Raw genomic sequence first — 26,118 nt, 5'->3', positions numbered from 1 at the left:
GTTGTTTAAGCATGATCTTTTCGGAAAACCGCCGCGCACTTTTCCGGATCATGCTTTAGGCATGCTCGACGTAGTAGCTGTTGTGATGCTTGCCCTTGTACGCCTCGATGCGCTTGAGCATCTTCGGGTTGGCGCGGTTGAGCACGGCGCCGAGCAATTTCTTCTGCAGGACTTCCGACCCGGAGACCGACTCCTGAAGAGCGCTTCGTGTCGTCTGCCCCCACTCGATTACATAGACCATGGCATCGATCAGGAAGCTGACGGCCTTTGAATCCGCCACCGGCATCACCGGGGCAAGATCGATCACGATATACTCGTAGTGCTCTTTCAGCACCTTGAGCAGATCGGCCATCGCCTTCGATCCAATGACGTCTGCCGAATTGACCATGCGGGAGGCCACGACGGACGGCAGGAAATCCAGGCCCGTTTCCTTGCTTCGCTGCACATGGTAGCCGAGGCTGGCCGGATCGCTGAGCGCCTCTACCAGTCCGCTCTTGGCGTTCGGCGCGAGCTCTCGCGTGAGCGAGCGCGTGTGCAGATCGCCGTCGATCAGGACCGTGCGATGCCCGGTGAGGGCGATCAACTGGGCGAAGTTGGCCGCCACCGTCGTCTTTCCTTCCTTGGGAAGAGACGAGACGATGCCAATCACCTTGATCTCGCGGGTCAGGCGCGCAACGTCGATCGATACCTTGATGTTGCGCAACGTCTCGGCAAATCGCGAGAATGGATGATCGACGACGTAGCGGGACAGATCGGGTGGACCGGTCTTCGCGGACGTCGATAGCAACGCGCCGGTCTTCGTCGGCGGACGAATGTCCGGCAGGACTCCGAGGCACTTCACGCCGAGCTCGTCCTCGACCTCGCCAGGGGTCCGCAACACGTCGCTGAGCAGTTCACGGGCAAAGGCGGCGCCGAAGCCGAGGCACAGGCCGCCAACCAGGCCCCCCACCAGGGCCAGGACCGTGCGCGGCGAGCTCTTGCGATCCGGCTTGGTGGCGGTGCTGATCAGGCGCGCCTCGCTGAGCGGAAAGCTCTGGTTCTGCGTCGCGCTCTGCAGCTTCTCGAGGAAGTTGTTGTAGAGGTTGCGGTAGGTGTCGGCAGCGCTTTCGAGATCGCGCAACTTGACTGCAGCCTGGCCGGTATCGCCGGCTTGGGCGACGAGTTCCTTTACGTTCTTCTCGAGCGAGGCTTCTCGGCTCTTTGCGATCTCATAGTCGCTGCGATAGGCGTCGCCGATCCGATGCAGCTCGTCGGCGATGTTCTTGCGCAGTTCCTCCATCTTGTTGGCCAGATTGACCGCAGCAAGATGTTGCTTGCCATAGCGCCTCGACCAGTCGGCATACTGGGCCTGGAGGTCCAGATATTGCGCGCGCAGGCGGGTGATGACCGAGTTGTTGAGAGCATCGGTCACCGTCGATTGTGCGACGTCCTGGTCCGAAATCGCGGTGATCCGGTCGAGCCGGGCCTTGGCTTCGGCCGTCGACGCCCGCGCTTGAACCAGCTGGGTGTTGAGGTCCGACAATTGCTGTTCGGACATCAGGCCGCGGCTGGTTCCGACGATGTTGTTTTCGGCCTTGAAGGTCTGCACGGCGCGGTCGCTGGCCGTTGCCTGCTCGCTCAGCTCGATGCTGCGCTGCTGAAGCCATTCGGTCGCTCGCTTGGTGGACTGATATTTGGCTTCCAGGGCGCCGACAAGGTAGGCGCTGGCGACGGCGTTGACGATCTTGGCGGCCTTGTCAGGGCTTCGCGAGCGATAGTTCAGCGACAAGACATAGGTCGTCAGGACGCGTTCCGTCCTCAGATTCTTCTGAACCTGCTCGACCACGGCGTGCTCGAGCCGCTCCTGCGAGGCCGGCTCTCCGGAGCCGAACAGCGCCATGAACTTGCCGAGGACGATGGAGAGCACGCCGGGATTGGAGCCGTTGAACTCCGGATCGTCCGTCAGCTTCAGGCGACGGACCACCGAGAGGATCAGGTCGTCCGAGTTGATGACCTCAACCTGGCTGTCGACGTATCCGGTATCGATGAGGGCGCTGTTGGCGTTGCTGTCCTTGTCCAGCACCTGCGCCTGACGGGTATCCATCATGATGCGGGCATTCGCCGTGTACATGGGTTGCGCCATGATCAGATAGACGAACACCAGCGCCAGCGAAGCGCCGGTGCACACCGCGATGATCGGCCATTGCCGGCGCAGGACATCGGCCACGCGTTCGAAGCTGAGGACGGCTCCGCCGAATTCGATGCCGAATCTGTGGCCCGACTGGAAATGTTCTCTAGGCTGATACATTTGTTAATTCGCTGCCTTTTGACGATCGCTGATCAATTCGGAAGGGGGACGGGCTTGAACGGGTTGGCCAGCTTGGTCTTCCACTCGCCGTCGAGCAGCGCCCCGCCTCGGGGCGGTTGCGCACGGCCCTTGTCTTGCGATTGGGCCTGGGCGCCGGAGGCGTCCTCTCCGGCGGCGGAATAACCTGCTTGCACGTTGAGATCGCCGATCCGCTGCGTGAAATCCCTGATCTTGCGCGCAGCGTCTGGCTTCGTCGACGTGCACCGCCCTTCGGCGATCCTCAACGCGGCGCCAATGGCTGAACGGTCGGTTGAAGTCGACGCCGAGATGAGGGTCTGCACGGACGGCAACACCGACGGGTTCGTGGCGATAAAGGTGGCGAGCCGATATCTCAGCTTCTCCTTGTCATTGCGCAGCTGCTCCAGAAGCGAGGAGGGCGATTTTACGAACGTGTCGAGTTGGAGCTGCGAGGCACGATCCGTAAATTCGACGCATTGGGCGCGGCAAGCATCGATGCTCGACACCATCAAGGCAGAACATGCCAAGACGATCGGTAGCCATCGCGATCTCGCAAGACGACGTGTTAGTCCGCAACCCATCCGAGTCCCTTGCTCCCTGTTGCAATAGGAGAACACGCGAAACTTGACATGCAACTGTGTCAATTTTTGTGCGGCGCAAAAGCTGCGTGCGTGTGCTCGGCGAGACAACGCGTGCATTGTCTGTTTCCCGGTCGGTTGCAAAATGAAGATATGCAATGCCTGCGAGATCGGCACGCTGGCGCCTAGGAATGTTGCAAACTGAAAACATAAGAGGCGTTGAACGTCGAAGTGTCGCGAGCATGCGTCGCAAAACCGACACAAGTCGTCACGCGACTCATTGTTCCCCGCTTGCAAAAAATTATCAGCGCAATATGTGGGTCACCGTGCATGGGGATAGAGCAATGACTTTGCGGTCGCCTTGATCGCAACAGCGCCGAATTTAGCGCACACTTTGCACGCAAATACTCGCAATCATCACGTCCGAATTGATTTGCGCGCCGACGCACTTCGATCTCAAGCAAAAAGTGGCGTGAACTTGGCGCTCGCATGTCCGAATGATCTGCGAGCTTTGAAATTATCGTCGACCCTCATGCGTCGAATGCGAGTCCGCGATCGCAGAGATTGAACGCGCGCAAGACCTGATACACACTGCTGCGGTGCAATAGCTACGGAATGTTGATGTGACGGAGATGGTTCATCGTGAGAAGGCGCATGTCCTGCCGCTCGATAGCATTCGGGGGATCGCCGCGACGTCGGTGGTGATTCACCATCTCCTCTTGATGCCGACATTCCTCGCGGCGTTCCCGCACAATGCGTGGATCAATTGCTCGTTCTTCAGAAGCTCCTGGCTGCTGGTCGACTTGTTCTTTGTCCTCAGCGGGATCGTCATGTCGCTCAGTTACGTCGAGAGCGACTTCGGGCGCTTCTCGCTGCGCGAGTTCATGGTGCGGCGCCTGGCGCGGGTCTATCCGCTGCACATCGTCATGCTGATGGCAAATCTTCTGTTTCGCCTCCTGCGGATCGGTCTGGTCATGGCCGGTGTCGTGGTGGCCGCGCCGGCGGCGTTCGAAGTGAATAATGCCTATTCCTTCGGTCTCAACGTCCTGCTGCTGCATTCGATGGGGTTCATCGATTATCTCAGCTGGAATGCGCCGAGTTGGAGCATCAGCGTCGAGTTCTACACATATCTGGTATTTGGCCTGATCGTGCTGCTGGCCCAGCGCTTGCGTTCCCTGCTCTGGTTCTACGTCCTCTGCGGGGCGCTTGCGATCGGCAGTCTGGTCTTCATCATCTTCGTGCTGGACAAGAGGAGCCTCGGGCTTCAGACCGACTTCGGCATCCTGCGCTGTTTCGTGAGCTTCTTTCTGGGCGTGCTGACGGTGAGAATCGTCGATCGCCTGCCGGCCAAGCCGGGCCCTGCCGTGCAGGGCGTACTGCAGTTCGCCGCCATGGTCGCGAGCATCGCTCTGGTGTCCCTGGCGGAGACCAATCCCGCGGCAACGTTCCTCGCGCCGGTGACGTTCGCGATCTTCCTCGGCAGTTTGATGGCCTTTCCAGATGCGCTGCTGGTGCCGCGGATGCTGGTGGCCGGGCCGCTGGTCTGGCTCGGGAAACGTTCCTACTCCATCTACATGGTGCACGCGCTCGTGGTGCTACTCGCTGAATATTTCGTGCGGGCAGTGGGGGCGGGGCGGATCGCCGCCCTGGATTCGGTCTGGGCAGGCCTGCCGGCCACGCTGAATCTCGTCGTCTCGCTGGCTGCCGTGCTAGCGGTCTCGCACTTCACTTATCTCTACATCGAAATTCCCGGCGGCAAGTTCATGCGAAATGCGCTCGGAAGCCGTCGGGATTTTGCGCGAACCCCCGCGCCATCGGCGCGGCTGACGAACTGAGTCGGTCATGAGCATCCTCGCACTGCAACGGCCGCGGCTGATCCTGATCAGCCTCAGCATCGAGGCGATCGCGCTCGGCGTCTATCTGGTCCGCGACGCCTTTGGTGGCGTGATCCGCTATTACACCAGCATCTATCACATGGATGCGCTCTGGTATCTGCCCGATGCGGTCGCGCTTGCGTGTCTGATCCAGTTCATCGTGCATTGCATCCTGCGCAATCGCAGCACCATGGCCCTGTTGGTGTTGGTCCAGATCATGCTGTCGCTCGTGCTTGGCTATTTCATGATGGGAACGGCAAACGCGGCGATCTCGTCCTTCAAGATGATGCTGCCGGTGTTCGTCGGCTTCTGCTTCTGTGATTCGAGTCTCGGCTCGTACAAGAAGCTGCTATCGGTCATCGCCGTGACCTTCTACCTCTCGGTCATCGGGGTGTTGCTGACGAAGTTCTACCTCATGCCCTGGGTCGGGTATAAATATGAGTCCTTTGGCGCAGTTCGAGAGGCGGGCCGGCTGTGGTGGGCCTATGGCGGCGACGACCAGCGGCTCATGGGTTTTGCGGCCGACAACACCATGGCCGCCTTCTTCATTCTCGTGTCGTTTGCGATCACCTCGATTCGCAAGAGCACGACGTGGTGCCTTCTGTTCGGCTCGCTCGCGGTCTATGTCATCAAGCTGACCACGAGCAAGACGACGATGATCGTCCTCGTGCTCTATCTGCTCCTGCTCGTGTTCGTGCGTATGCTGCCGGAGAAGTCGCGCTTTCCCGCAATCAGGGGCATCGCGCAATGGTCCTTTGCCGCGATCTTCGTTCCGTTCTTCATGATCGTGATCGCTTCCGGAACCGCCGCCGTCCCGCACTCGACCCTGTTCAGCATCGTCGATCGCATCAACAATAGCTGGCAGTTGCCGTTCGTCTACATGAACCAGCTCATGCCGATCGGTCTGGTGACGGGCTGCGGCGCGGGTTGCTTCAACTATCCGCAGAAGCTGTTCTCGCCGCTCGCGCACTTCTGGGTGCCCGTCGACAATTTCTACATCGGGACCTACCTGATGTTCGGTCTGCCGTTCGTCGCGTTCATGGTGATGGTGTTCAGGGCGACATTCGGAGCGACGGACGTGTACAAGCTGACGCTGATCTTCGTCGTCAACCTGTTCACGATCACGGTGTTGAATTACGGCCCGGCGTCCGGCCTCCTGATCATCGCATTGAGCTTCAGCGACGTGTTTTCGCGCCGCGCGGCCTCCGCACGGGCGGGCGACGCCGTGCCGATTGTCATGCGGCCGCCGATGCCGTCATTGGAAGGCTTCCGCCAGGACATACCGGCGGCGAGCGGAAGCAGGTGAGAACGAATAATGCATAAACGGCTCGCATTCATCGACACGCTGCGCGGCATTGCCGTGTTGTCGGTCCTGGTCCAGCATGTGTTCGAGGTGATCGTCGAGAAGCACCCGACGGGTGCCTATTACTGGCCCATCCACGATTTGTTCGGCTACTACATGAACTTTGGCCGGTTCGGCGTGGTGTTGTTCTTCTTCGTCAGCGGCTTCGTCATTCCGTTCAGCTTCCCGGACAGCGCCACGCCCGTGCGGGATTTTTCGATCAGCCGCTTCTTCCGGCTCTACCCGGCCTACTGGACCTCGCTCGTGGTCGGGCTCGTGACGATGCAGCTGATGGATTCGAAGATCTATCCGCTCGGTCAGATCGCCGCGAACGTGACGATGTTGCAGACCTTCGTGAACGTCCCGAACCTCTGGGTGTTCTATTGGACGCTGGCGATCGAGCTGCTGTTCTATGTCGGATGTACTATTCTCTTTGCGATGGGGCTGCTGAACCGACGCTTCACGGCGGTGACGATCGTCGTTGCGGCCGCGCTGGTCGGAACCACCGCTGCGCTCCTGGTGGAGAACAGGGCGGTTTCCTCGGTGATGGAGGTCGGGCTGAATCTGTCGGCGATGTTCCTGGGCAAGATCATCCGCGACACCGTCGTCGGCGGAAAGCTGCGATGGTCTCACGTGGCGGTCTGCACGCTCCTTTATGCGATCTTCGCCATCACCCTGGCCGACCGGCGGTTCGGAGGCGTATATCACGAGAACTTCTTCTACAGCTATTCGATCGCATCGGCCTATGTCTGCGCGGCGCTCGTCTTCATCGGCTTTGCCGTGTTCGGTGAGCGAATGGCGTGGCGGCCGATGGCATTCGTCGGCGTTATCAGCTATTCGGTCTACCTGATGTCGCCGTTCGTGCTCGTCTTCATCCATCGCCTTTTCTGGTTCGGCGATGGGCCGCTCGGATGGTCGATCTTCATGACCCTAATCCTGGCGTTGTCGATCCTCGTCAGCTGGATGACGTTTACATTCGTCGAGAAGCCCAGCATCGCCTTCGGACAAAGGTTCCGATCAGCACGGCGAAAGAAGGTCGTTCTCGAGCCCGCCCTCAGTACTCAGGGTGCTGCAGAGTGAGTAACGCGCTGCACCAGCCGGGCGCCGCCTACGACGGATCGTTCGTTCCCTCGGTCCAGGGGCTTCGGGGGATTGCCGCACTGAGCGTGCTGATGGATCATTTCTACGACATGCCGAAGGGAGGCATGTACGACATCCCGGATCCCGGCTTCCTGCCGCCGCTCTGGCTCTGGCTGCAATCGGTGATCAATGTCGGCGGGCATGGCGTCGAGCTGTTCTTCATGATCAGCGGCTTCCTGATCCCGGCGAGCCTGGTGCGGCACGGCTCGCTGCCACGGTTCTTCTTCGACCGCGTCCTGCGCATCATGCCGGTGTTCGTCGTCCTGCATCTTGCTCTGTTCGCGATAGGTCCGATCGTCGGCTACAAGTTCTTCCGTGGGATCGATCTGACGAGCTATCTCGGGATTTTCGCGGCCAATCTGTTCTTCGTGCAGGACGCGCTTGGCTTGCCCATTGCCCAGCAGAATGCCTGGACACTGACCTATGAGTGGGCATTCTACATCTGGTTTGCGCTGACATTCTCCATGTGGCGCGGCGGGGGCAAGCTGCTGGCGGCGCCCCTGATCCTGCTGGGTCTGGCCTGCCTGATGCACTGGCCGATCACGGCGTTCTTCTGCATCGGCATGCTGTTCAGCGCCACCGGGTTTCGCATCTCCATTCCCGGACGGGTCGGCCTGCTCGCGGGCCTCGCCTGCGGAGCCGCCCTGTATGCGAGCCTCGTGCTGTTTCACCCGTTCGTGGGACTCCTTCCCGGATTCCTGCTGTTCGGCATGGTGCTTGCCCCGGAGTCCGGCCTTGGCAGGGCTCTGAGCGCCCCGGCCCTGCAATATGTCGGCAAGATCAGCTACAGCCTCTATCTCGTGCATCCCTTCGTGCTCTTCCCGTTGCAGGTGATCGGCCTGAAGCTGGTCGCCGCCGGCGTCGATCGCTGGCTGCTGTGGGCTGCCTTCATCGTGCTCGGGCTGGTGATGTCATTGGTCGCAAGCGCGATCAGTTATGAGCTGATCGAGGTCAGGCTGAGGCGCCTGCTGGACGGCGCGATCCGCGGCATGTTCTTTCGACCGTTGAAGGTCGGGCAATCGGTTTGAGCGACCGCGTGCCCGTCGCGGTCAGCTTACGGTACGGCCGGCGAGCTTGCGATAGGATCCCAGCAGCTGTTCGGCGATGCGGTCCCAGTTCAGGAGGCCGGCCGCGGTCTGCCGTGCGCCATCCGTCAATGTCGCGGCGAGCGGCTTGGAAGTCAGCACGCGTTCGAGTGCATCGGCCAATGCAGGGGCATCCCCTGGAGGAACCAGCAGCCCGTTAACGCCGTCGGTGACGACGTCGGGTATGCCGCCGGTGGCGCTGGCAACGACGGGACGAGAATTGCCGTAAGCGGAGGCAAGCACGCCGCTCTGTGTTGCATCCTTGTACGGCAAGGCGACCACGGTGGCGGATTGAAACAACTGTCCGGTGTCCGCAGGCGAAATGTAGGCGTTGATGGTCTTGACCGTCGGCATCGCTTCCATCCGCGCGCCGAGCCGTGTCATCTCGGGGCCGCGCCCGGCGACGATCGCCTCATGCGCCACACCGCGCTTGGCCAACATGTCGATCGCGTCGATGAAGACGTCGAGGCCTTTGTAGGCCCACATCCGCCCAAAAAACAGGATGCGTGCGGCTTCAGGCGCAGCGACCGCACCTCGGGCCGGCGGAACCATGAGCACGCCGTGCATGCTTGAGACCGTTCCGCCCTTGAAGTCGGGCGAGGCGCGACGAAAATCCGCAATACAGCTCTCGCCATGCGTCGTGACGATCGACGCGGCGGCACGCATGCGTCCGCGCCAGCCGTCCTCGCGTGGCGAGGTGCCGGAGCCGCCTTCCGAATGCGGGATAGCATCGTGAACTGTCAGCACCAGGGGAATGCCGAGTGGACGAAGGAACTGGATCAGCTTGGACGTGTAGATCTCCGGAACTTCGTGACAATGAACGACGTCTGGACGAAACGAAATTATGTCGAGGAAAGAGGCGGGGATGCCGATCACGCCGCCGCGGCGCAGGCTCAAATCGCGAACCCGGGTCTCGAAGGGAGCCGCCACGGCGATATCGGCCAGTTCCCATTGCTGATTGGCGTCCTTGCGGTTGAGCACGAGCCTAACGTCGCAATGATGAGCCAATCCCGAAGCGAGTCGATAGGAATATTCCGCAAAATGCGGGGCGTAAATCGCCACGCGCAAGCGTTTGGAGCTACGGAGAGAACGCGGGGCCGGCGAATTCATCAAGGCATCCATTTTGCATCACATCGCAGAGAGCGATTGGAGTGTAATCCACGATTTGAACTCACTTCCACTCTAAATCGGAATCGTGATGGCGCTCATCTGATTGCCATCACTCCGTCGTATTGTAGCGAGCAATCAGTCGCCGTTGTGAGCGGCGACAAGCGGTGGCGTGTCATCATCATTGTCGCGTCGTCTGGATCGGAATTGGGTCGAATTGTTGATGAACGTCACTCGAGGCAGGCAACATCAGGTCGTGGTGGCGCTGTTTTGGTCGCTCGCGCAGAATTGGGGCGGCCGCGCATTGTCGTTCGTGCTGTTCCTGGTGCTGGCACGGCTGCTCGATCCCGCGGATTTCGGTCTCGCGGCGCTGGTCGCCTTTATCCTGCTGCTTTTGAGCTCCATCGCGGAATTCGGCTTCGGTGATGCATTGATCCAGCGGCGGACGCTCGAGCCCGCCGATGTGACGCTGCCGTTCTTCTGTTCGTTTGCAGCCTCAGTGCTCCTGGCCGTTCTGATCGCATTGCTCGCGACGCATATCGAGCATTGGTTCGACGTGAAGGGGCTCGCGCCGCTGCTGACGGCCGCCAGTCTCTCGCTTCCGATCGGCACCGCGACCCTGTTCCAGGAGGCGCTCTACAAGCGCCAGATGGATTTTCGGGTGCTCGCGGTCAGGACCATGGTGGCGACAGCCATCTCCGGCGTCGTGGGGATCGCCTGTGCCTATGCAGGGTTCGGCGCCCTCAGCCTCGTGATCCAGGTGGTCGTTCAGAGCGCGATCAGCGGCCTATGGCTCTGGAGCCAACCGCGATGGTTGCCGATGCGCGGCTACGACCTGAAGAGCTTTCGCGAACTCTCCGGCTACAGCATCCACGTCCTGCTGAACAGGCTGCTGGACTTCGCCATCGTTCGGACGATCGACATGATCATCCTGTCGCTCTATGGCGTCGCGGCCCTCGGCATCTATACGGTCGGCGCAAGGGTCTACATCATCCTGATGCAGTTGCTCACCCAGGCGGTCATGGACGTGGCGCTGAGCGCCTTGTCCAAAATCGCGCACGAGCGGGACCGCATCGCGGGCGCCTATTTGCGCAGCGTCAGTCTCGGTGCACTGATCGGATCTCCGGTCTTCGTGCTCCTCGCGGCGATCGCGCCGGAGTTCTCCCTGCTGCTGTTCGGTGCGAAGTGGGGTGGCAGCGAAGCGGTGATGCGGCCGCTGATGCTGATTGGCGCGGTCCAGACGGTGCAGTTCGTCAACAGCGCCTATTTTGGCGCTCTGGGCAAGCCGAACTACGCCTTTCTGCTCAACGTTCTCAAATTCTCTACGGTCGTGCCGGCAATGTTCCTGCTTCCCTCGCGCGACATTGGTCAACTGGCCACGATCTTCGCGTTCTCGCAGCTCGTGGTGACCCCCGTCACGTTTGCGCTGGCGCTCCGGCTGCTGGGCTTGAGCTGGAGTCAGTTTCTGCGTCCCATTGCGGGATGCCTTTGCGCCATCGCTCTGGCCTACGGCGCGGTCGTGCTGTGCCGGGAGGCGACGCCGGGCATGAACCCGTACTTGCGGATTGGACTGCTGTCGTCCTGTTTTGGCGCGACTTATCTGACAGGCATTTTGCTGTTCTGGCGGAAGCAGCTCCTTTCCCTGATTGATTTCGTCGTGAAGCGCGGTGCGACCGCTTGATGAAGACGAGGAGGATGTCGTGAAGCAACTGATCCCGGTGCCCGTACGCAGGCAGCTCCGAGGCTGGCTCAACAGCGCGAAGAATACGCCGTTGGCACTCGATCTGCTCGAGCTGCGCAGATGGCAGATCGCCCGGAGGGACGTCGGCGTCAACGCCGCGCCGCGCAACACTCCGCGCCGGCTCGTCGTGCTCCCCTCCGATCCCTGGAGCGTTCGTCAATCGCGCGGCGATGAGGCGATGATCGAAGCGGCCACTGGGGAGGTGAAGAAGACCTATCCGAACCTCGAGGTCTACATCGTGACCGCTACCGCAGCGGCCAGTGCGGACGTGCGCGCGATGGGTTTCAAGCCGCTCGAACTCTGGCGACAGCCGTTCTCATACGAGACGGTCGCGCAGGAGCTGTCGCTCACCAGGCCGGATTTCGGACTTGTTTTGGGGGCCGACGTGCTCGACGGCTACTATTCTCCGGTGGATGCCGCGCGCATGCTGCTCGTGGCCGACCTGATGGCTGCATTCGGCGCCAAGGTCAGCGTGCTCGGCTTCAGTTTCAACTCCCGCCCGGCGAAGGCGCTACGCGAGGTGTTCCGGCTGCTGGACCCGGGCGTGGTCCTGAATCTGCGTGATGCGATATCTCTTCAGCGTTTCGACGATTTCGCGCGGAAACGCGCCCGTCTGGTTGCCGATGCGGCGTTCATGCTGACGCCGCGGGCGGATACGGCCGCAGTGAAGCAGATCGCGACGACGATCGCACGACAGCGCGAGCAGGGTCGCAAGGTCTTCGTCTTCAACATTCATCCGATGTTGTTCAGGAAGCCGGAGCCGGCCAAGCTGCGGCGAATGATGGAGCTCGCGGCGGGCGCCATGGAGCGGCTGTCTCGCGAGCACAATGCGAGCTGGTTGTTGCTCGCTCATGACTACCGCCCCGAGATCGCCGACGACAATTGCCTGCGGCCACTGGCTGACCGCCTGAAGCCAACGCTCGGCGATCACGTGCATCATGTCGATCAGGCGCTGTCGGCGGGCGAGATCAAGGCCGTTGTCGGTCTGGTCGACGGCGTGATCACCGGCCGCATGCATCTGGCGATTGCGGCGCTGGGGCAGGGAACGCCCGTCGCAGCGATTACCTATCAGGACAAGTTCCAGGGCCTGTTTGCGCACTTTGGCGTCAGCGAATCGCTGTTGCTGTCGCCGGCCCAGTTCCTGGTCGACGACAGTTTTGAGAAGTTCGTGCTGCAGTTCCTTGGCGCGCACGAAGCCGTCGGTGAGAAGGTACGTCAGATGCTGCCGGATGTCATGGAGCTGTCCCGCGCCAACATCGCACCGCTACTGGGCGAGAGCGCGATGCGGACGGTGCAGAAGGCCGGCGGCAAGGTCGCCTGAACGCCCTCATGTCGCCGGCAGGCGTCAGTTGACCGCCCGCTCGGTGTTTTCAAAGCGCACGGAGCTGTCGGCTGCGGCCGGCTTGCGCGAGGACGTGGCACCCGAGGACGTGGCACCAATGTCGGCCCAGCGGTTGATGAAGCGCCGCGCCGGATTTTCGAAGTAGGCGTAGGTGCGGTCCGCGGCGATAGTCAGGACCGCGCAACACGCCAGGGCGAACAGGCCGAACTGATCAGGACGCAGTCCGAGCCAGATCCACAGCGGCTTGAACACGGCAATGAGAATGGCATCGTGCAGCATGTAGATCGCATATGAGGTGTTGCCGAGCCGTCCGAGCAGGCGGGCGCCCGGAAACTCCTTGAAGGCGCTTTCGCCGACCGCAGTGAGCAGGATGGCGCAGGAGAACAGCAGGATGGCGAGGTCGGGCTTGGCGAAGACGTTGAGAACGAGCACGGAGAGGCCGAACGTGCCGATGCCGGCGAAGATCATCCGCTTGTGCCGGTAGGGATGCGACATCCGGAATAGAATGGCGAGCAGGATACCGTTCAGGAAGCTCGGCAGCGCGCGGAGCATCCCGTAGTCGAAATTGGCGCCATACATCTGCGACCGTTCCTGCCAGAGCGGCAAATGGCCGTGGGCAAGGACCAGATAGAGCGCGGCCACGATCGCGCCGAGCACGATCGGTTGAACCTTGCGGGCAAGCAGCATCAGCAGCGGAAAGACCAGATAGCAGAAGAACTCCGCGCTGATGGACCAGGACGGCGAGTTGAAGCTGAGATGGTCGGTGACGCCCCACGCCTGGAGCAGCAGAAGGTTGTACAGGAAGTCCAGCGGGGTCGAGCGAGCCGTGCGCTCCAGGCCGACGCCGATGAGCACCACGAAGATGAGCAAGCTCAGCAGATGCAGCGGATAGATCCGCGCAATACGCCGGATCATGAACCGGGAATAGGCCGCCACGCCACGTGCATCGGACGGGTAGGAATAGGAGATCACGAAGCCGGACAGGATGAAGAACATGTCCACGAACAGGCCGTAGGACCCGTTCCAGGCCGGCGAAATGCCCGTGTCGATCAGCTTCAGGTGGAAGATGAAGACCCCGAGCGCGGCGACGAAGCGGTAGAAGTCGAGAACGACAAAACGTCTTGCTTCACTTGCTTCCATCGGGCCTCGGAGTCCTTGCGCGGTTCGTCTCGCTTCTAGAGACGAATTGTGACGCAAGTTCGCTGGATGGAGCGGCGGAGGTGGCGTGATCGCGGATCGATCGGCCTTGAGTTCCTCGAGACCATCTTTCCCGGGAAGGGAACGACTTCATTGTCCCAACTCTGCCTCTTGATGAGGCAGGCGCCTAATGAGCGGGCCGGGACCTTGGCTGGTCCCGGCCCGTGTCAACATTGATGCGTCCTGTCGTCAGTGCGCCGCGCTCAGACGAACAAGAAATCGTGGCTCGTCAGGCTGCTGACATACACGTTCTTCAGCAGGATCGAATCATTGGCCGAAAATGTGATCAGCGCATTCGTGCCGGACTGCGTGATCTGCAGATGACTGTAATCCGCAGCCAGGAGCTTCGAGATCTGAACCACGTCATGAGTTGTGCCGTCCCCGGCCTGGAAGTTGAGGATCTGGTCCTGGCCATGATCGTAGGCGACCGTGGTCGAGTTTGGCGCGGCCGAGAACACGTCATTGCCGGCCCCGCCCTGGATCGTCACGCCGCCGGCGACAGCCGTGACATTGTGAGTGCCGTCGGCCTTGCTCTGATCGAAGAATTGCAGCGCGCTGGCGGAGTTGTAGTTCTCGTGCTGCGTCGTACCGGTCTGTCCGTTGAAGTTGAACAGGAAGACGTCCTTCGAGCCGTCGACGTTGTTGGCGATCTCCTGGGTCTTGGTCCCGGAGCTGTTGTAGATGTCGGTCAGCTTGCTGCCGTCGTCATGGATGACCTGGGTATAGTCCAGAGTGCCGTCGGCGTGGGTCCGGGTGAGCTCGACCATCTTGCCCGAGGCATCGAGGTGCTGATGCTGGGTCGTATAGGACTGCCCGGTGATGTTGTAGTTCCAGTTGTCGGATGTGCCGTCGGCGTTCTTGATGTAGGCAGCGCTCTTCACGCCGCCGGCATAGACGGTCGTGGAGCTGTAACCATCGCTCTTGGTCGTCACCTCGCTGGTGATGACGCCGTTGGCATCGTACCAGTCGGAGGTCTTGGTGCCGTCGGCGCTCTGCTCCAGCGTGAAGGCCAGGCTGTTGTCCGCGTGGGTGCGAACAATATCGGTGAGGAAGCCGGTCGAATCGTAACTGTCGTGCTCGTTCGTGTAGTTCTGGCCGACGACGTTGAACTGGAAGACGTCCTTCGACCCGTCGGCGTGGTAGTCGGTTTCCGTCTTCTTGACGCCTGATGCATCGTAGTTGGTGACCACGCTGCTGCCGTCGCTGTTGACGACCTGGGTATAGTCGAGCGAGTTGTCGGCATGCCAGCGGGTCACCTCGGTGGTCTGGCCCGATGGATCGAGGTGCTGATACTGCGTGGTATAGCTCTGCCCGGTGATGTTGTAGCTGTAGTTGTCGTGACTCATGTCCGCGTTGGTGATGTAAGCCGCGGTCTTCACGCCATTGGTGTACACCGTGGTCGAGCTGTAACCGCTCGGCTTCTGGACGACCTCGCTGGTCAGCACGCCGCTGGCATCGTACCAGTCCGTGGTCTTGGCTCCATCGGCGCTCTGCACCAGCTTGAACGCCATGCTGCCGTCGGCGTGCTTGCGAATCAGCGTGGTGAGGAAGCCGGTCGCATCGTAGATGTCGTGTTCGGTCGTGTAGGTCTGGCCGGTGATGTTGAAGAGGAAAACGTCCTTGCTGCCGTCGGCGTGATAGTCGGTTTCCTTGGTCCGCGTTCCCGCGGAATCATAATTGGTGACGACGCTGCTGCCGTCGCCGTTGATCACCTGGGTATAGTCGAGCGTGCCGTCGGCATGCTTTCGGGTGACGGCGGTGACCTTGCCGGACGGATCGACGTGCTGGATCAGCGTGGTGTAGCTTTGGCCGGTGATGCCGTAGGCGTAATTGTCCTGGCTGCCGTCGGCATTCTTGACATAGGCGTTGGTCTTGACGCCGTTGTTGTAGAGCGTGGTCGAGGAGAAGCCGTCGGCCTTCTGGATCACCTCGCTGGTGAGGCTGCCGGCCGCATTGTACCAATCGGTCGTCTTGGTGCCGTCGGTCGTCTGAGTAAGCTTGAAGGCGAGGCTGCCGTCGGTGTGCAGCCGCGTCAGGCTGGTGAGAAAGCCGGTCGAATTGTAGACGTCGTGCTCGGTCGCGTAGTTCTGGCCCGTGATGTTGTAGGTCCAGACGTCCTTGCTGTGGTCGGCATGATAGGCGGTCTCGACCAGCTTGACGCCGGTGGCGCTATACGTGGTGATCACGCTGCTGCCGTCGGCGTTGTAGACCTGCGTCGAGTCCAGCGAGCCGTCGGCATGGCTGCGGGTCACCGAGGTGACCTTTCCGGATGCATCGAGGTGCTGAACCTGGGTGGTGAAGCTCTTGCCCGTGATGCCGTAGGTGTAATTGTCCTGCGAGCCGTCGGCATTCTTGACGTAGGCGGCCGTCTTCACGCCGCTCGTGTAGAGCGTGGTGGAGTAATAGCCGTCGGACTTCTGGACGACTTCGCTCAGAAGGGTTCCGGCCGTGTTGTAGGTGTCGGTGGTCCTGGTTGCGTCGGTGTCGACATGAACGAATTTCGTCTTCACGCCGCCGGTGTAGCTGATCAGGTCCTTGGAACCATCGGTGTAGGCGACGGTGGTCGAGGTCGGCTGTCCGCTCGCATTCAGGCCGGTGTCCGACTTCGACACAAGCGTTCCGCTGGAATTATAGGTCTTCGTGCTGCTCCAGGTCGCAGCCGAGTTCGTCACCGAGAACGAGTAGCCGCCCTGGATCTTGGAGAGGGCGCTGCCGTAATGGGCGATCATGTAGTCCATGGTCGCCTTCGAGGCGACCGGCAGGACGTGGGAGTCGGTCAGCGTGATGGTCTGCAGGGCCGTGGAGTCGCTGAGGTCGGACAGTTGCGGCACGATCTCGGCGGCGGTGCCGCTGACACTGGTCCTTGTGTCCGGCGGAGTCGTGGTGGTCGGAGGCGCGTCGATCTCGATGATCAGCGGGTGATCGCTGACCGGGATGGTGATCGTGCTGACGTCGGTGTAGCTGGCGATCGCCGTGGTCCCCGTCAGCGTGTCGTACACCTTCACCGAATGATGCACGCCGCCAAGGTTCACCGTGACGGTCTCGGTCGGATTGGAAATCTCGGTGTCGTTGGCGTCCTTCCAGAGCTTCGGCTCCGCCCACACGACGAGCTCGTAGGCGCCGTTGCTCTTGCCGAGCACCATGCTGTTGCCTGTGGCTGGCATGTTGCTCAGGGTGTAGTTCAACGGATCAGTCGGCTGCAGGCTGCCCTTGCCGTCGTCCGCCAGAATGGTCGTCAGGTTGTGAATGGCGGTGGCGGCGAGCTTCGGCGTCCCGTCGGAATTGAACAGTCCGAAATTGGCCTCGGGATTGGTATTGCCGGCGGAGGAGTCGCGGTCGAAGAGCTCGTAGAGATAAGTCGCGCTGACGCCGGCCTTGTAGGCATCGACCAGGGTGTTCAGGATTGATTTGGCCTGCACCGTCTCGTTGACGCCGAGATATTGAGTGTTGGCTTGCGTGGTGTAGCCGGTTTCGGTGATGACGACCGGCTTTCCCGGTGCCGCGGTCATCACTGCGCTCAGTGTCGCCGCAATCGAACTGCTGGTCGTCAGGCTGGTGCTGACATAGGCATGGGCGTTGGCGTAGTCGACCGAGCCCGACATGTTGCCGAGCTGGCTGTAACCCTGCGGATCGTTGTAGGCCAGTGACAGATTGTAGACGGGGATGCTGCCGAGCGCGGCGTTGGCGTTGACGGCCTGATAGAGCGCGCTCTGGAACTGAGCTGCGGCGGAAAGGCTCGAGCTGCCATTGTAGCTGAAAGGCTGGTGATTGGCCTCGTTGAGCCCTTCGATGGCGCTGATGCTGCCGGGGTGGCTCGCCGCGAACTTCTGAAGCGAGGCGATGTAGTTCTGCAGCCCGGTTGTGCCGGTCTGGGGCAAGGCGGACGACACCAGGAAGTCGAACTTGTAGCCGGCAGCGGCCAGCCCCTCGACCACGGGTTGCGCGGCCGGGCTGGTCCCCATGGCGTCGCGGAGATGGGTGACGCCGAGATACTCGAGGTCATCGACCATGAGCGCGAGATTGTTGTAGCCGGTCCAGCCGAAGCCGGCGTGCGTGTTGACGCCGATGGAGTCGATGAAGCCGCTGGCGGACAGGATGGTTTGATCGGACATTGTACACTCGAGTTTCAGCGCGAACGAAATTGCTCGCAGGGATTGCGTTCAAGCTTCTCTGGCGAGTGTGAATTTCAGATAAAAATGGAAGCTACAAATCGTGAGCGAAACGAGGTTCCTTGTGCAGGAACAGACTTGCTCTGTGTTGCAGCAGAATATTGATGCGATGCCCGGGCAGCATGGCGTGAGGAAGGCGCTTTCAAGATTTTCGCGATTTGCACTGCTGAATGTATGCGCAGGCCGCGCGAACTGGATTTTATATGATAGATTTTGAACGAGCGGTCGGCGCGCTCGCGGCGCGCGAGGTCGGCAAGGAGCAGCAAGACATTTTCTCGCTGGCCGTCAATCGAAGTATCTTCGTCTCATTTCTCGCGCAGCTCGCGCTTTCCTGCACGGGAAGTTCGCAGATGCCGCTTCCATGGGCGGTTAAACCAATCAATTTACTCGTAATGGTTGTGGTTGCTCAGGGATGGTGCAGCGTTCGCCGCGGGATCTGCTGATCAAGACCATGCAGCCCGGTTCCGTATCGAACCAGATCTGCTTCGTACGTGGTGCGACCAATCAGCCGCGGCGGGCCAGCATCAGAAAATCTCCGCGCCATCCGATGACCGCCGTTGCAATCGCGGCGATCGCGATCTTGCCGGCCAGCCATGCCGCGGGCTCCGTCGGTATCGAACCGAGCGATCCGATCAGGATTGCGGCCACCCCCGCCTGCATGACCAACGGCCAGCGCGGCAACGCCTCAAACCGCAGCGTAGGACCGAGTGCGACCAGTATGGTCGCGAGCGTGGCGAGCGAAGCATAGCTAACCGCCGCTCGCGGCGAAAGGCCGGTCGATACCGCGACCACGGCGAAGGACACGACGAGGGCGAGCTGGCTGGCCGCGACGACGACGAGCCTGGTCGCCAGCTTCTCGAGGTGGGGAACGACCGCGATCGTCGCCTGCAAATGGGTGTGCAGGAAATAGAAGGCGGCGACCGTTGGCGCCGTCTCCAGAAAGCCATCCAGGCTCGCCTGCGGCACCAGGATACGGGCGGCATCTGGAATGAATCCAATGAGACCACCGAGCAGCACGAGGGTCGTGCAGATCATGAATTCGAACATTCGCCGCGCCGACTGCACCGACTTTGCGCTGCCTCCGTGTTCGAAATCGTTGACCACTTCGGGATAGCTCACGGTGTGGATCGCGGCATTGAGGACCCAGAAGGGACGTTGCAGGAGGTCGAGCGCAATCGAAAAGCCGGCCCCGGCCCCGGTCGCGCCCAGCCGGCCGAGGACGATGACACGGAGCAGCACCGGCACCGACAGATGGATGACGGACGCGCCCGCCGCGAGCATGCCGTAGCGGGAGAAATCCTTCCAGTCGGCCAGCATCGCCTGCAGCGAGACGCGCTCCATCGGGGTGCGATAGGCGACCAGGCCGGCGAGAAGGCCGAGGGCGTGACCCGAGGCAATACCGAGCAGCGCCGCTTCCGCTGTTCCCGAGATCATCGCGCCCGCGGCGGCTCCGATCAGAAGGGCGGTGGCACGCAACGCAAGCAGAAAGGATGCGATGCCCAGCCGGTCGGACAGGCGGACCGACAGGAAGTAGAGATCCGTTAGGCCCTGAAGCACGGATATGCCGAGGCCCAACGCGACGATCCCGGTCGGGAGCACGCTGGCCAGAGACGCGCAGCTCCCGACCACGACGAGCGCGGCTGCGCTCGACAGGCCTGCTGCAAACAGCGACCACCTCAGCCGCGCCGCCTCGTTCTCTTTGGCTGCCGCCAGAAACCGCAATCCGGCCAGCTGCAGCCACTCGAACATCAGGACGCAGAGCAATTGGCTCGAGGCCAGCGCGAGGGAAAAGTTGGTGTAGTCGGCGGCGGGCAACAGATGGCTGATCGCGAAGATCAGGATGATCGCCGCGGCGCTCTGATAGACGTAGCCCGCCATCGCGAGGAGGCGTGTCATCGCGGAATGAGGCGCTCCTTGCCGACGACGGACGGTCCGTGTGGCGCTTCGGCCGTTGCTGCGCGGACGTGCGACATCCGCTGCTCGCGCAATTGTTCATACAGTGTCTTGTATGATGACAGCACGTCGGAGAATATCCACTTGTTGGTATCGGCGATCAGGCGCCGGCTGATCTCGTCGATCTTGTGCGGATCGGCTGCGACCGCGAGCATGCTCCTGGCGAGGGATTGTGGATCGGCTTCGGTCAGCCAGCCGGTCATCCCGTGCTCGATGACCTCGGGCATGCCGCCGAAGCGCGTTCCGAGCAGCGGCCTGCCCGCCGCCTTGGCATCTGCAACGACCAGCGGACCGGGGTCGTGCCAGATGGAGGGCGCGACCACCACGTCGACCTGCTTGTAGAAATCGTCCGGCGCCACGAAGCCCATGAACTCAATTCGCGCATCCGGCGCGAGCGTCCTCAGGCGTCGCTGTTCCTCGTCACTGACCCGTCCGGCGATCAACATGCGGATGCGATCCCTGGGCAGCAGGGCCAGGGCGCGCATCAAGTTCTCGATGCCCTTTTCCTCCGTGAGACGGCCGATGAACCCGAACGTCACTTCCGTGGTGCAGATGGGGCGGGGGTAGGGCTCCTGCGGCGGCTCGGTCGAGGCGTTGCGGATCACGGTGCGGATCGGCGTCTCCGAGAACATGCCCATGTCGGTATGAATGGACAGGACGCGCTCGCTCACGCCGACCACGGCGCTGAGCCAATGCGTGGCGCGCTTGCGGTGAAAGCTCAGAATTCCGCAGCTCGTGCAGGTGTGCTCGCAGGACCGTCCATTCTCGAAGCGGGAGCAGCGCGGACAGGTCAGGTAATAGTCGTGAAGCGTATGGAGCACGGGGACCCCGAGCTGGGCGGCAACGCGCCAGACCGCGGTGGTGAGTCCCGACAGATTGTTGGAGTGCAGCACGTCCGGCTTGAAGGCCCGGATGCGTTCCGCAATCAGGGGGGCCTGCATCTGCCAGTCGTCGACCGCGTGCCAGATGCTACGCAGCGCGACGTTCTTCTGCTCCGTGAAGGGCAGATACACGTTCCGCACCGGCGCGGAATAGACGTTGATGCCGTCGCAGGTTTCCGGAGCCTGATGAGGCGTGGATGCGGCCCGAATCACTTCCACCTCGTCACCGCGCTGCACCAGGCCTTCGGCGAAGCGCCGGGCGAAGATCTCCGCGCCGCCGACGATCTTTGGGGCCTGAGGCGTCGGATAAAGCGTGGACGTCAAAAGAACTTTCATCGCGTCAACCTCATGTCTGCAAAATCGCGTCTACCGCGCCGGCCTTATCTCCAGGGCGGGAACGGCACTGTCATTGGCTGCAATCAGAACCGGTGTGCTCGAAACGGGGATCCAGACCCCGGACGCAGGCCTTGCCGCCTGGTCGCACGGCATCGCAAAGCTTGCGCCCTGTTGATCGCCCTTGAGCCGGATCTCGTAACGTCGGTCCGGGGCCTCGGACCAGACCGCAACTCTGCCGCCGGAAGCCGTCGATGCATTGATCGACACGACGCCGCTGGCGAGCTCGCGGCGCTCGGCACTCAGGCTGGGGCGAATGAAGGCCCAGGCCCCCTGGGCCGCGCAGGCAACCGGCTTTGGCGAATTATCGAAACGATAGAGTCCGAAATTATCCTCCAGCTCCGACGGGTTCTTTCCACTGTCCTTGAGCTCGTAGAGCCACATGCCCTTGAGCCAGCGTGTCGCGGTCGACGCCCACAGGATGAGCTGCGCGGTATTGTCGGCCTGGGCCTGCTCGCTGACGCCGCATTTGTTGGTGGCCGTGGTCCAGCCCGTCTCGGTGACATAGATCGGGAAGTCAGGATTTCCGCTGGCCTGGCCGACCATACGGTGAAACGCCGTGAGCCGGTCGATGATCTCGGCCGACGTGCGTTTGCTCGGGCCCATGCAGAAATTGTAGAGATGGATCGAAGCACCGTCCGCATGCTGAAGAATGCCGGTTCGCAGCATCTTCTCAGTCCATGTCCAGCCCGGATCGTCGCCGAGAGCTCCGACCAGGAAAGGCGCATGCGGTGCAACGCGCTTCACCGCCGGCCGCGCGGCCTCGGCGAGCGCCAGATAGTTCTCCGGCGAGAACGCCGGATCCTTCTTCGCCGCCAGATTCCATTCGTTCCAGAGTTCGAAGACCGGATGCTGTGCCACGACCGATTGCGCCGCCGCAGCAGCATAATCGGCGAACCGCTGCCGGGCCTCATCGGTTGTCGGTGGCGAGGAATTCGGAACCAGATGATGACCGAACGCAAGGATCAGGAGGGGGCGCGCGACGCCGGATCTGACTTGCGCTTCGAGCCTGCCGAGCCTGGGCGTGAAGCCCATCCGGCGTCCCCCCACCTCGAAATCGGACCAGGGAAAATCATCGCGGAAGGCGTTGAGGCCGAGCTGCTTGATCTGCGCGACGTTTTCCGAAGGAACGTATCCGCGCGCGCTCACCGGGCCACCCAGCCCCTGATGGGTGCCGACGCCCAGCATGAATCGGGCATCGAGCGGCTGCGCCTGCTGTGCGCAGACAGAGACCGGCAGAAAAATCGATGCGATGAGGCCCGCGAGGCGGAAGCTGCCGCGAACCAAGATGCGTGAGAATATCATCGGCTAGTTCATGCTCGCGCGTGCTGCGTTCGCGGTGACACCCAGTCCGGTCAATGACATCGCCATCGCGATCTCCTGCATCTGCGAGGGCAAGTGTGAACGTCGAGTCGCCCAGCCATCAGAAATTCTTGGAGAGGTCCGACTGCAGCCCCGCCTTCGCGTCGATCGGTGTCCGGTCGTCATGGAGCAGCTCGGCATAGACCTGCTGCAATTGCCCATGCGTCTTCTGAACGTCATAAAACTGCTTGAACCGGTCGTAACCGCGCTGACCCAGCACCTTGAGGTCGAGATCGAGTGCTCGCCGGAAACCGTCGACGAGCGGCTGGACCGCGACGGGCTCGCAAAGCACGCCGGTCACGCCATCGACGACGATCTCGGGCAATGCTCCGCTGCGGAACGCCAGGATGGGTTTGGCCGCGCGCATCGCTTCCAGGGCAACGAGGCCGAAGGCTTCCCATCGTGATGGGATCACGACGAGGTCGGCAGCCTCGAGCTGGGTCTCGATGGTCGGGCGATCGAGCCAGCCCAGCAGGGACACGTTGGACGGGACGCTCGGACCTTCGTACTTGTTGACGACGGAGGCGCCGATCATGCGGATCTCCAGCACATCCTCGAGCGAGCGTGCCGCTTCGATCAGGAGATCAAAGCCCTTCTGGCGGTCCAGGCGTCCAATGAACAGCACCTTGACCTTTTTGGACGTCCAGTCGGCCGCGACAGGCTGCGGCGTGCGGCTCTTCGAGATGCCGTTATGGACGAGGGTGAGGCGCTCGGCGGGAATTCCAGCGCGAACGGCTTCGTTGAACTCGTCGCTCGAGATGCAGATGATTCGGTCCGACGTACGGGCGAGGAGGTTCTCCGCCGCTTTCGTCACGAGATGACTGAGGCGGCCGGTCTCGCGTGAAAACGCCCAGCCGTGCGGGCAATAGACGACGCGCGGACCGTCGGAGCGGGCGGCCAGCGCCGGGCGCAGCACGAGGCCTGCAAACGAGGAATGCAGGTGGACGACATCAGGACGAAAAGCATCCAGCGCTTGCATGCTTGCGCGCAACATCTGGAATAGCCCGGCGATGCCGCGGCCGGATCGTTCGAACGTCGTAATCTGGTTGTCATCGATCGCCGGAAGATCGCGGCGATGATCCGACGGCACGACATAGTGCACGTTCCCGGTACCGAAGCTCGCCTGTTGCTGTGGGTGCAACTCGTTCAGGTAGCTGGCAATCCCGCCCCGGATCGTCTCGGCGATGTGCAGCACTTTCATCGTTTGCCTTCCGTAGGGCCGCGTTGGAGAGCCGGACATCCTGTATCCCTGTTTTGAGTTCGCTAGTGCGAGAGACAGTTCCTCGAATACGTAGCGATATTGGGGCAGCGATGTGGTGATGTTGCGCCAAGCTCTTTGCGCGCACGATTGTCATAGGAAGAACGAAAACATTTCGTGGAACCATGCGGACGTGCGCGAGTTGCAGCCAGTTGCAAATTGTTTGTGCGAAAACCGATGCGCGCGATAAGCGAAGTGCATCGAACTTCAAGCAGCGCTGGCAACGTTTGCCGATGGTGTGAGATGATCGAGCAACGACTTCGCCGACTTTTGCCACGAAAAGAACGCAACGCGTTCCTGCTGCCGCCGGCGCTCCTGATCGGAGATGGCGCCGATTGCCAATCTTTCGAGCATCAGTTGCTTCAACGATTCGGCATCATTGGCGTCAAAATACGCAGCGGCGTCGGCACACGTCTCCACGACCGCATCGGCCGTCGAGCAAATGACCGGGCAACCGAAGATCATGGCTTCGAGCGGCGGCACGCCGAAGCCTTCATACAGCGAGGGAAACACGAACGCCGATGCATGCGCATAGAGCGCGGCGATCTCGCTGTCCGTCAGACGCCCGGCGAGCAGCAGGCCGGCAGCGCCTTCGCCCGAATTGTCTTGAAAGACCTTGCTGTTGTCGCCGCCGACGATGACCAGGGGAACGTCAGTCCGGTCGAGCAGCTGGATGGCACGGAGCGCGACCGAAAGATTCTTGTTCTTGGTTCTGGAGCCCACATAGAGAAAGAACTTCTGCGGCCGAATGCCGAGCCGGGCAATGATGTCGGGATCAGGCTTCGTCCTGGCGAAGTGTTCGGCGCTATTGGGGAAAACCGGGATCGCCGTTGCTGACAGATTCAGCACCTCGGCAAGCTCTTTGCGCGAAAAGGCCGATACGGTTGCGATGCTTGCGTGCCGGGCGAGCAGCCGGCCCATGGTTCGGTGAACTGCCAGATAGCGCCAGTTGAAGAAGTCGGGCCTGCGAAAGACCTGTGCGTCGTGGATCACCACAATGTGGTCGCGATGGAACACGGGGCCGGAATTGGCGAGACTGATCAAGCGGCCTCCCGCAGCGGCGCGCGCCAGGTCGATTTGGTCCCAGGCGTGCCCGCGCAAGCGGCCGACGGCGTGAATCTTGATTCGCTCCAGCTGGAGCTGCTCGCTTGCATCCACGGGCGTCAGCAACTGCCAGTCTGCGTTCCGTAGCGAGGCGGGAGTTTGCTCCGACGCCAAAAGCACGTCGATCGCCTTGACGATCTCGGCGGCATAACGCTGAACGCCGGTGAGCTTTTGCGACAGAAAGCGGCCGTTGATGAAGAATTTCAATTGGCTACCACAATGGTTGATCGGAGTCCGGGCCGACCCTGCAACAAGCAGGCGGGGGACGAACCGCAAAGGAGCAACCGTTAGGTACAGAAATATGACGCAGCCCTGCACAGTGGAGACGCCCCGCCTGCATGGCTGGCGCTGCCTTGCTGCATTTGAGGTCGCGGTGTAGATGTCCGCCATGAGTGACGATACCCACTCCCTCCGCAGCGGAGGGCTGACCGCGACCATCAAGGCGCACGGCGCCGAGCTGTGCTCGTTGAAGGACAATGTCACCGAGTTCGTCTGGCAGGCCGGGCCGGAATGGCCGCGCCATGCGCCGCTGCTGTTTCCGATCGTGGGGCGCCTCGCCGGGGACGAATTGCGGCACCGGGGCAAGACGTACCGGATGACCCAGCATGGCTTTGCGCGCGACAGCCGCTTTGCATGGACGGAGCGCGGCGAAAGCCGCTGCACGCTGGTGCTCGAAGACAGCGAGACGACCCGCGCGCTCTATCCGTTCGCGTTCCGTCTGACGGCCGCGTATGCGCTCGACGCCGCCGGCCTCGATCTGACACTTACGATCGCCAACACCGGGAAGGAGACATTGCCGGCTTCGATCGGCGGCCATCCCGCCTTCAATTGGCCCCTCCAGCCCGAAAGCGCGAAAGAGGACTACGCGCTGACCTTTGCGAAGGTGGAATCGTCTCCCGTCCGCCGTCTCGATGGCGGGCTGCTGCGCGCGGCCGCGGAGCCTGGTCCCGTCAAGGGTGCGCAGCTGACCTTGTCCGAGTCCCTGTTCGTCGATGACGCCATCATCTTCGACCGAATCGACAGCAACGCGGTCCGCTATGCTGCGTCCTCCGGCCCCTGGCTGAAGATATCATGGCGTGGCTTTCGCGAACTCGGCGTCTGGTCGAAACCGTCGGGCGCGCCGTTCCTCTGTATCGAGCCCTGGCGCGGCTATGCCAGTCCCGCCGGCTTTGACGGTGAGTTCACGGACAAGCCGGGCCTGATGCATATCGCGCCGGGTGCGGAAGAGCGCTTGTCGTTCCGGATCGAGGTCGGATCGTCTTGAGGCCACAGGGCGAGCTGATCGTC

At 61.8% G+C, this 26,118-nt stretch carries 18 protein-coding genes; 8 read left to right on the top strand and 10 right to left on the bottom strand.

The features are described 5' to 3' along the window. Window positions 1-55: 55 nt before the first annotated feature. Window positions 56-2,287, bottom strand: coding sequence for a Wzz/FepE/Etk N-terminal domain-containing protein (locus CV770_RS12435; protein ID WP_104462550.1), 2,232 nt, complete (start codon window positions 2,285-2,287; stop codon window positions 56-58). Window positions 2,288-2,319: 32 nt separating this feature from the next. After that, window positions 2,320-2,814 carry a hypothetical protein gene (locus CV770_RS12430; RefSeq protein WP_018323195.1) on the bottom strand — a complete coding sequence of 165 codons (495 nt, stop codon included), beginning with the start codon at window positions 2,812-2,814 and terminating at the stop codon, window positions 2,320-2,322. Window positions 2,815-3,515: 701 nt separating this feature from the next. Here CV770_RS12430 and CV770_RS12425 point away from each other — a divergent pair. The 4 genes from CV770_RS12425 to CV770_RS12410 are packed head-to-tail and all read left to right on the top strand — an operon-like array spanning window position 3,516 to window position 8,267. Further along, window positions 3,516-4,718, top strand: a complete 1,203-nt coding sequence (locus CV770_RS12425) for an acyltransferase family protein (protein WP_104462549.1) — start codon at window positions 3,516-3,518, stop codon at window positions 4,716-4,718. Window positions 4,719-4,725: 7 nt separating this feature from the next. After that, window positions 4,726-6,063, top strand: a complete 1,338-nt coding sequence (locus tag CV770_RS12420; protein ID WP_104462548.1) for a hypothetical protein — start codon at window positions 4,726-4,728, stop codon at window positions 6,061-6,063. 9 nt (window positions 6,064-6,072) lie between these two features. Next, on the top strand, window positions 6,073-7,179 hold the full coding sequence (locus tag CV770_RS12415) for an acyltransferase family protein (protein WP_091956172.1): 1,107 nt from the start codon (window positions 6,073-6,075) through the stop codon (window positions 7,177-7,179). Continuing rightward, on the top strand, window positions 7,176-8,267 hold the full coding sequence (locus CV770_RS12410; protein WP_091956171.1) for an acyltransferase family protein: 1,092 nt from the start codon (window positions 7,176-7,178) through the stop codon (window positions 8,265-8,267). The genes CV770_RS12415 and CV770_RS12410 overlap by 4 nt, the downstream gene beginning before the upstream one ends. Before the next feature lie 21 nt (window positions 8,268-8,288). On the opposite strand, the gene CV770_RS12405 is transcribed toward CV770_RS12410, so the two are convergent. Next, entirely contained in the window at window positions 8,289-9,434 is a 1,146-nt protein-coding gene (locus CV770_RS12405) for a glycosyltransferase family 4 protein (RefSeq protein WP_283811305.1), read from the bottom strand. A 220-nt stretch (window positions 9,435-9,654) separates the two neighbouring features. On the opposite strand from CV770_RS12405, the gene CV770_RS12400 reads away from it, so the two are divergent. Beyond that, on the top strand, window positions 9,655-11,112 hold the full coding sequence (locus CV770_RS12400; RefSeq protein ID WP_104462546.1) for a lipopolysaccharide biosynthesis protein: 1,458 nt from the start codon (window positions 9,655-9,657) through the stop codon (window positions 11,110-11,112). 19 nt (window positions 11,113-11,131) lie between these two features. Next, window positions 11,132-12,493 carry a polysaccharide pyruvyl transferase family protein gene (locus CV770_RS12395; protein WP_245453745.1) on the top strand — a complete coding sequence of 454 codons (1,362 nt, stop codon included), beginning with the start codon at window positions 11,132-11,134 and terminating at the stop codon, window positions 12,491-12,493. Between the two features lie 24 nt (window positions 12,494-12,517). On the opposite strand, the gene CV770_RS12390 is transcribed toward CV770_RS12395, so the two are convergent. Then, window positions 12,518-13,654: an acyltransferase family protein gene (locus CV770_RS12390; RefSeq protein ID WP_104462544.1), complete on the bottom strand. Its 1,137-nt coding sequence runs from the start codon at window positions 13,652-13,654 to the stop codon at window positions 12,518-12,520. A gap of 260 nt (window positions 13,655-13,914) precedes the next feature. Continuing rightward, the gene (locus CV770_RS12385; protein ID WP_104462543.1) at window positions 13,915-17,823 is read right to left on the bottom strand and encodes a hypothetical protein; all 3,909 of its coding nucleotides are present in this window, start codon (window positions 17,821-17,823) and stop codon (window positions 13,915-13,917) included. Window positions 17,824-18,050: 227 nt separating this feature from the next. Here CV770_RS12385 and CV770_RS12380 point away from each other — a divergent pair, with 227 nt between their 5' ends. Then, on the top strand, window positions 18,051-18,323 hold the full coding sequence (locus CV770_RS12380; protein WP_104462542.1) for a hypothetical protein: 273 nt from the start codon (window positions 18,051-18,053) through the stop codon (window positions 18,321-18,323). Window positions 18,324-18,384: 61 nt separating this feature from the next. Here CV770_RS12380 and CV770_RS12375 read toward each other — a convergent pair whose 3' ends face one another. The 5 genes from CV770_RS12375 to CV770_RS12355 all read right to left on the bottom strand — a co-directional run bounded on the left by CV770_RS12375 (window position 18,385) and on the right by CV770_RS12355 (window position 25,038). Then, window positions 18,385-19,776: a hypothetical protein gene (locus CV770_RS12375; protein WP_104462541.1), complete on the bottom strand. Its 1,392-nt coding sequence runs from the start codon at window positions 19,774-19,776 to the stop codon at window positions 18,385-18,387. Continuing rightward, entirely contained in the window at window positions 19,773-21,050 is a 1,278-nt protein-coding gene (locus CV770_RS12370; protein ID WP_091956164.1) for a glycosyltransferase family 4 protein, read from the bottom strand. The genes CV770_RS12375 and CV770_RS12370 overlap by 4 nt, the downstream gene beginning before the upstream one ends. A gap of 30 nt (window positions 21,051-21,080) precedes the next feature. Further along, complete coding sequence (locus CV770_RS12365; RefSeq protein ID WP_104462540.1) at window positions 21,081-22,412, bottom strand: hypothetical protein; 1,332 nt, start codon at window positions 22,410-22,412, stop codon at window positions 21,081-21,083. 118 nt (window positions 22,413-22,530) lie between these two features. Further along, entirely contained in the window at window positions 22,531-23,670 is a 1,140-nt protein-coding gene (locus CV770_RS12360) for a glycosyltransferase (RefSeq protein ID WP_104462539.1), read from the bottom strand. Between the two features lie 264 nt (window positions 23,671-23,934). Next, window positions 23,935-25,038, bottom strand: coding sequence for a glycosyltransferase family 4 protein (locus tag CV770_RS12355; RefSeq protein ID WP_104462538.1), 1,104 nt, complete (start codon window positions 25,036-25,038; stop codon window positions 23,935-23,937). 181 nt (window positions 25,039-25,219) lie between these two features. Between CV770_RS12355 and CV770_RS12350 the strand changes: the two genes are divergently transcribed. Then, entirely contained in the window at window positions 25,220-26,095 is an 876-nt protein-coding gene (locus tag CV770_RS12350) for an aldose 1-epimerase family protein (protein WP_104462560.1), read from the top strand. Window positions 26,096-26,118 lie beyond the last annotated feature (23 nt).

It is taken from the genome of Bradyrhizobium sp. AC87j1 (assembly GCF_002936975.1).
Lineage (GTDB): Bacteria > Pseudomonadota > Alphaproteobacteria > Rhizobiales > Xanthobacteraceae > Bradyrhizobium > Bradyrhizobium shewense.
This window is presented reverse-complemented; position numbering and strand designations above follow the sequence as displayed.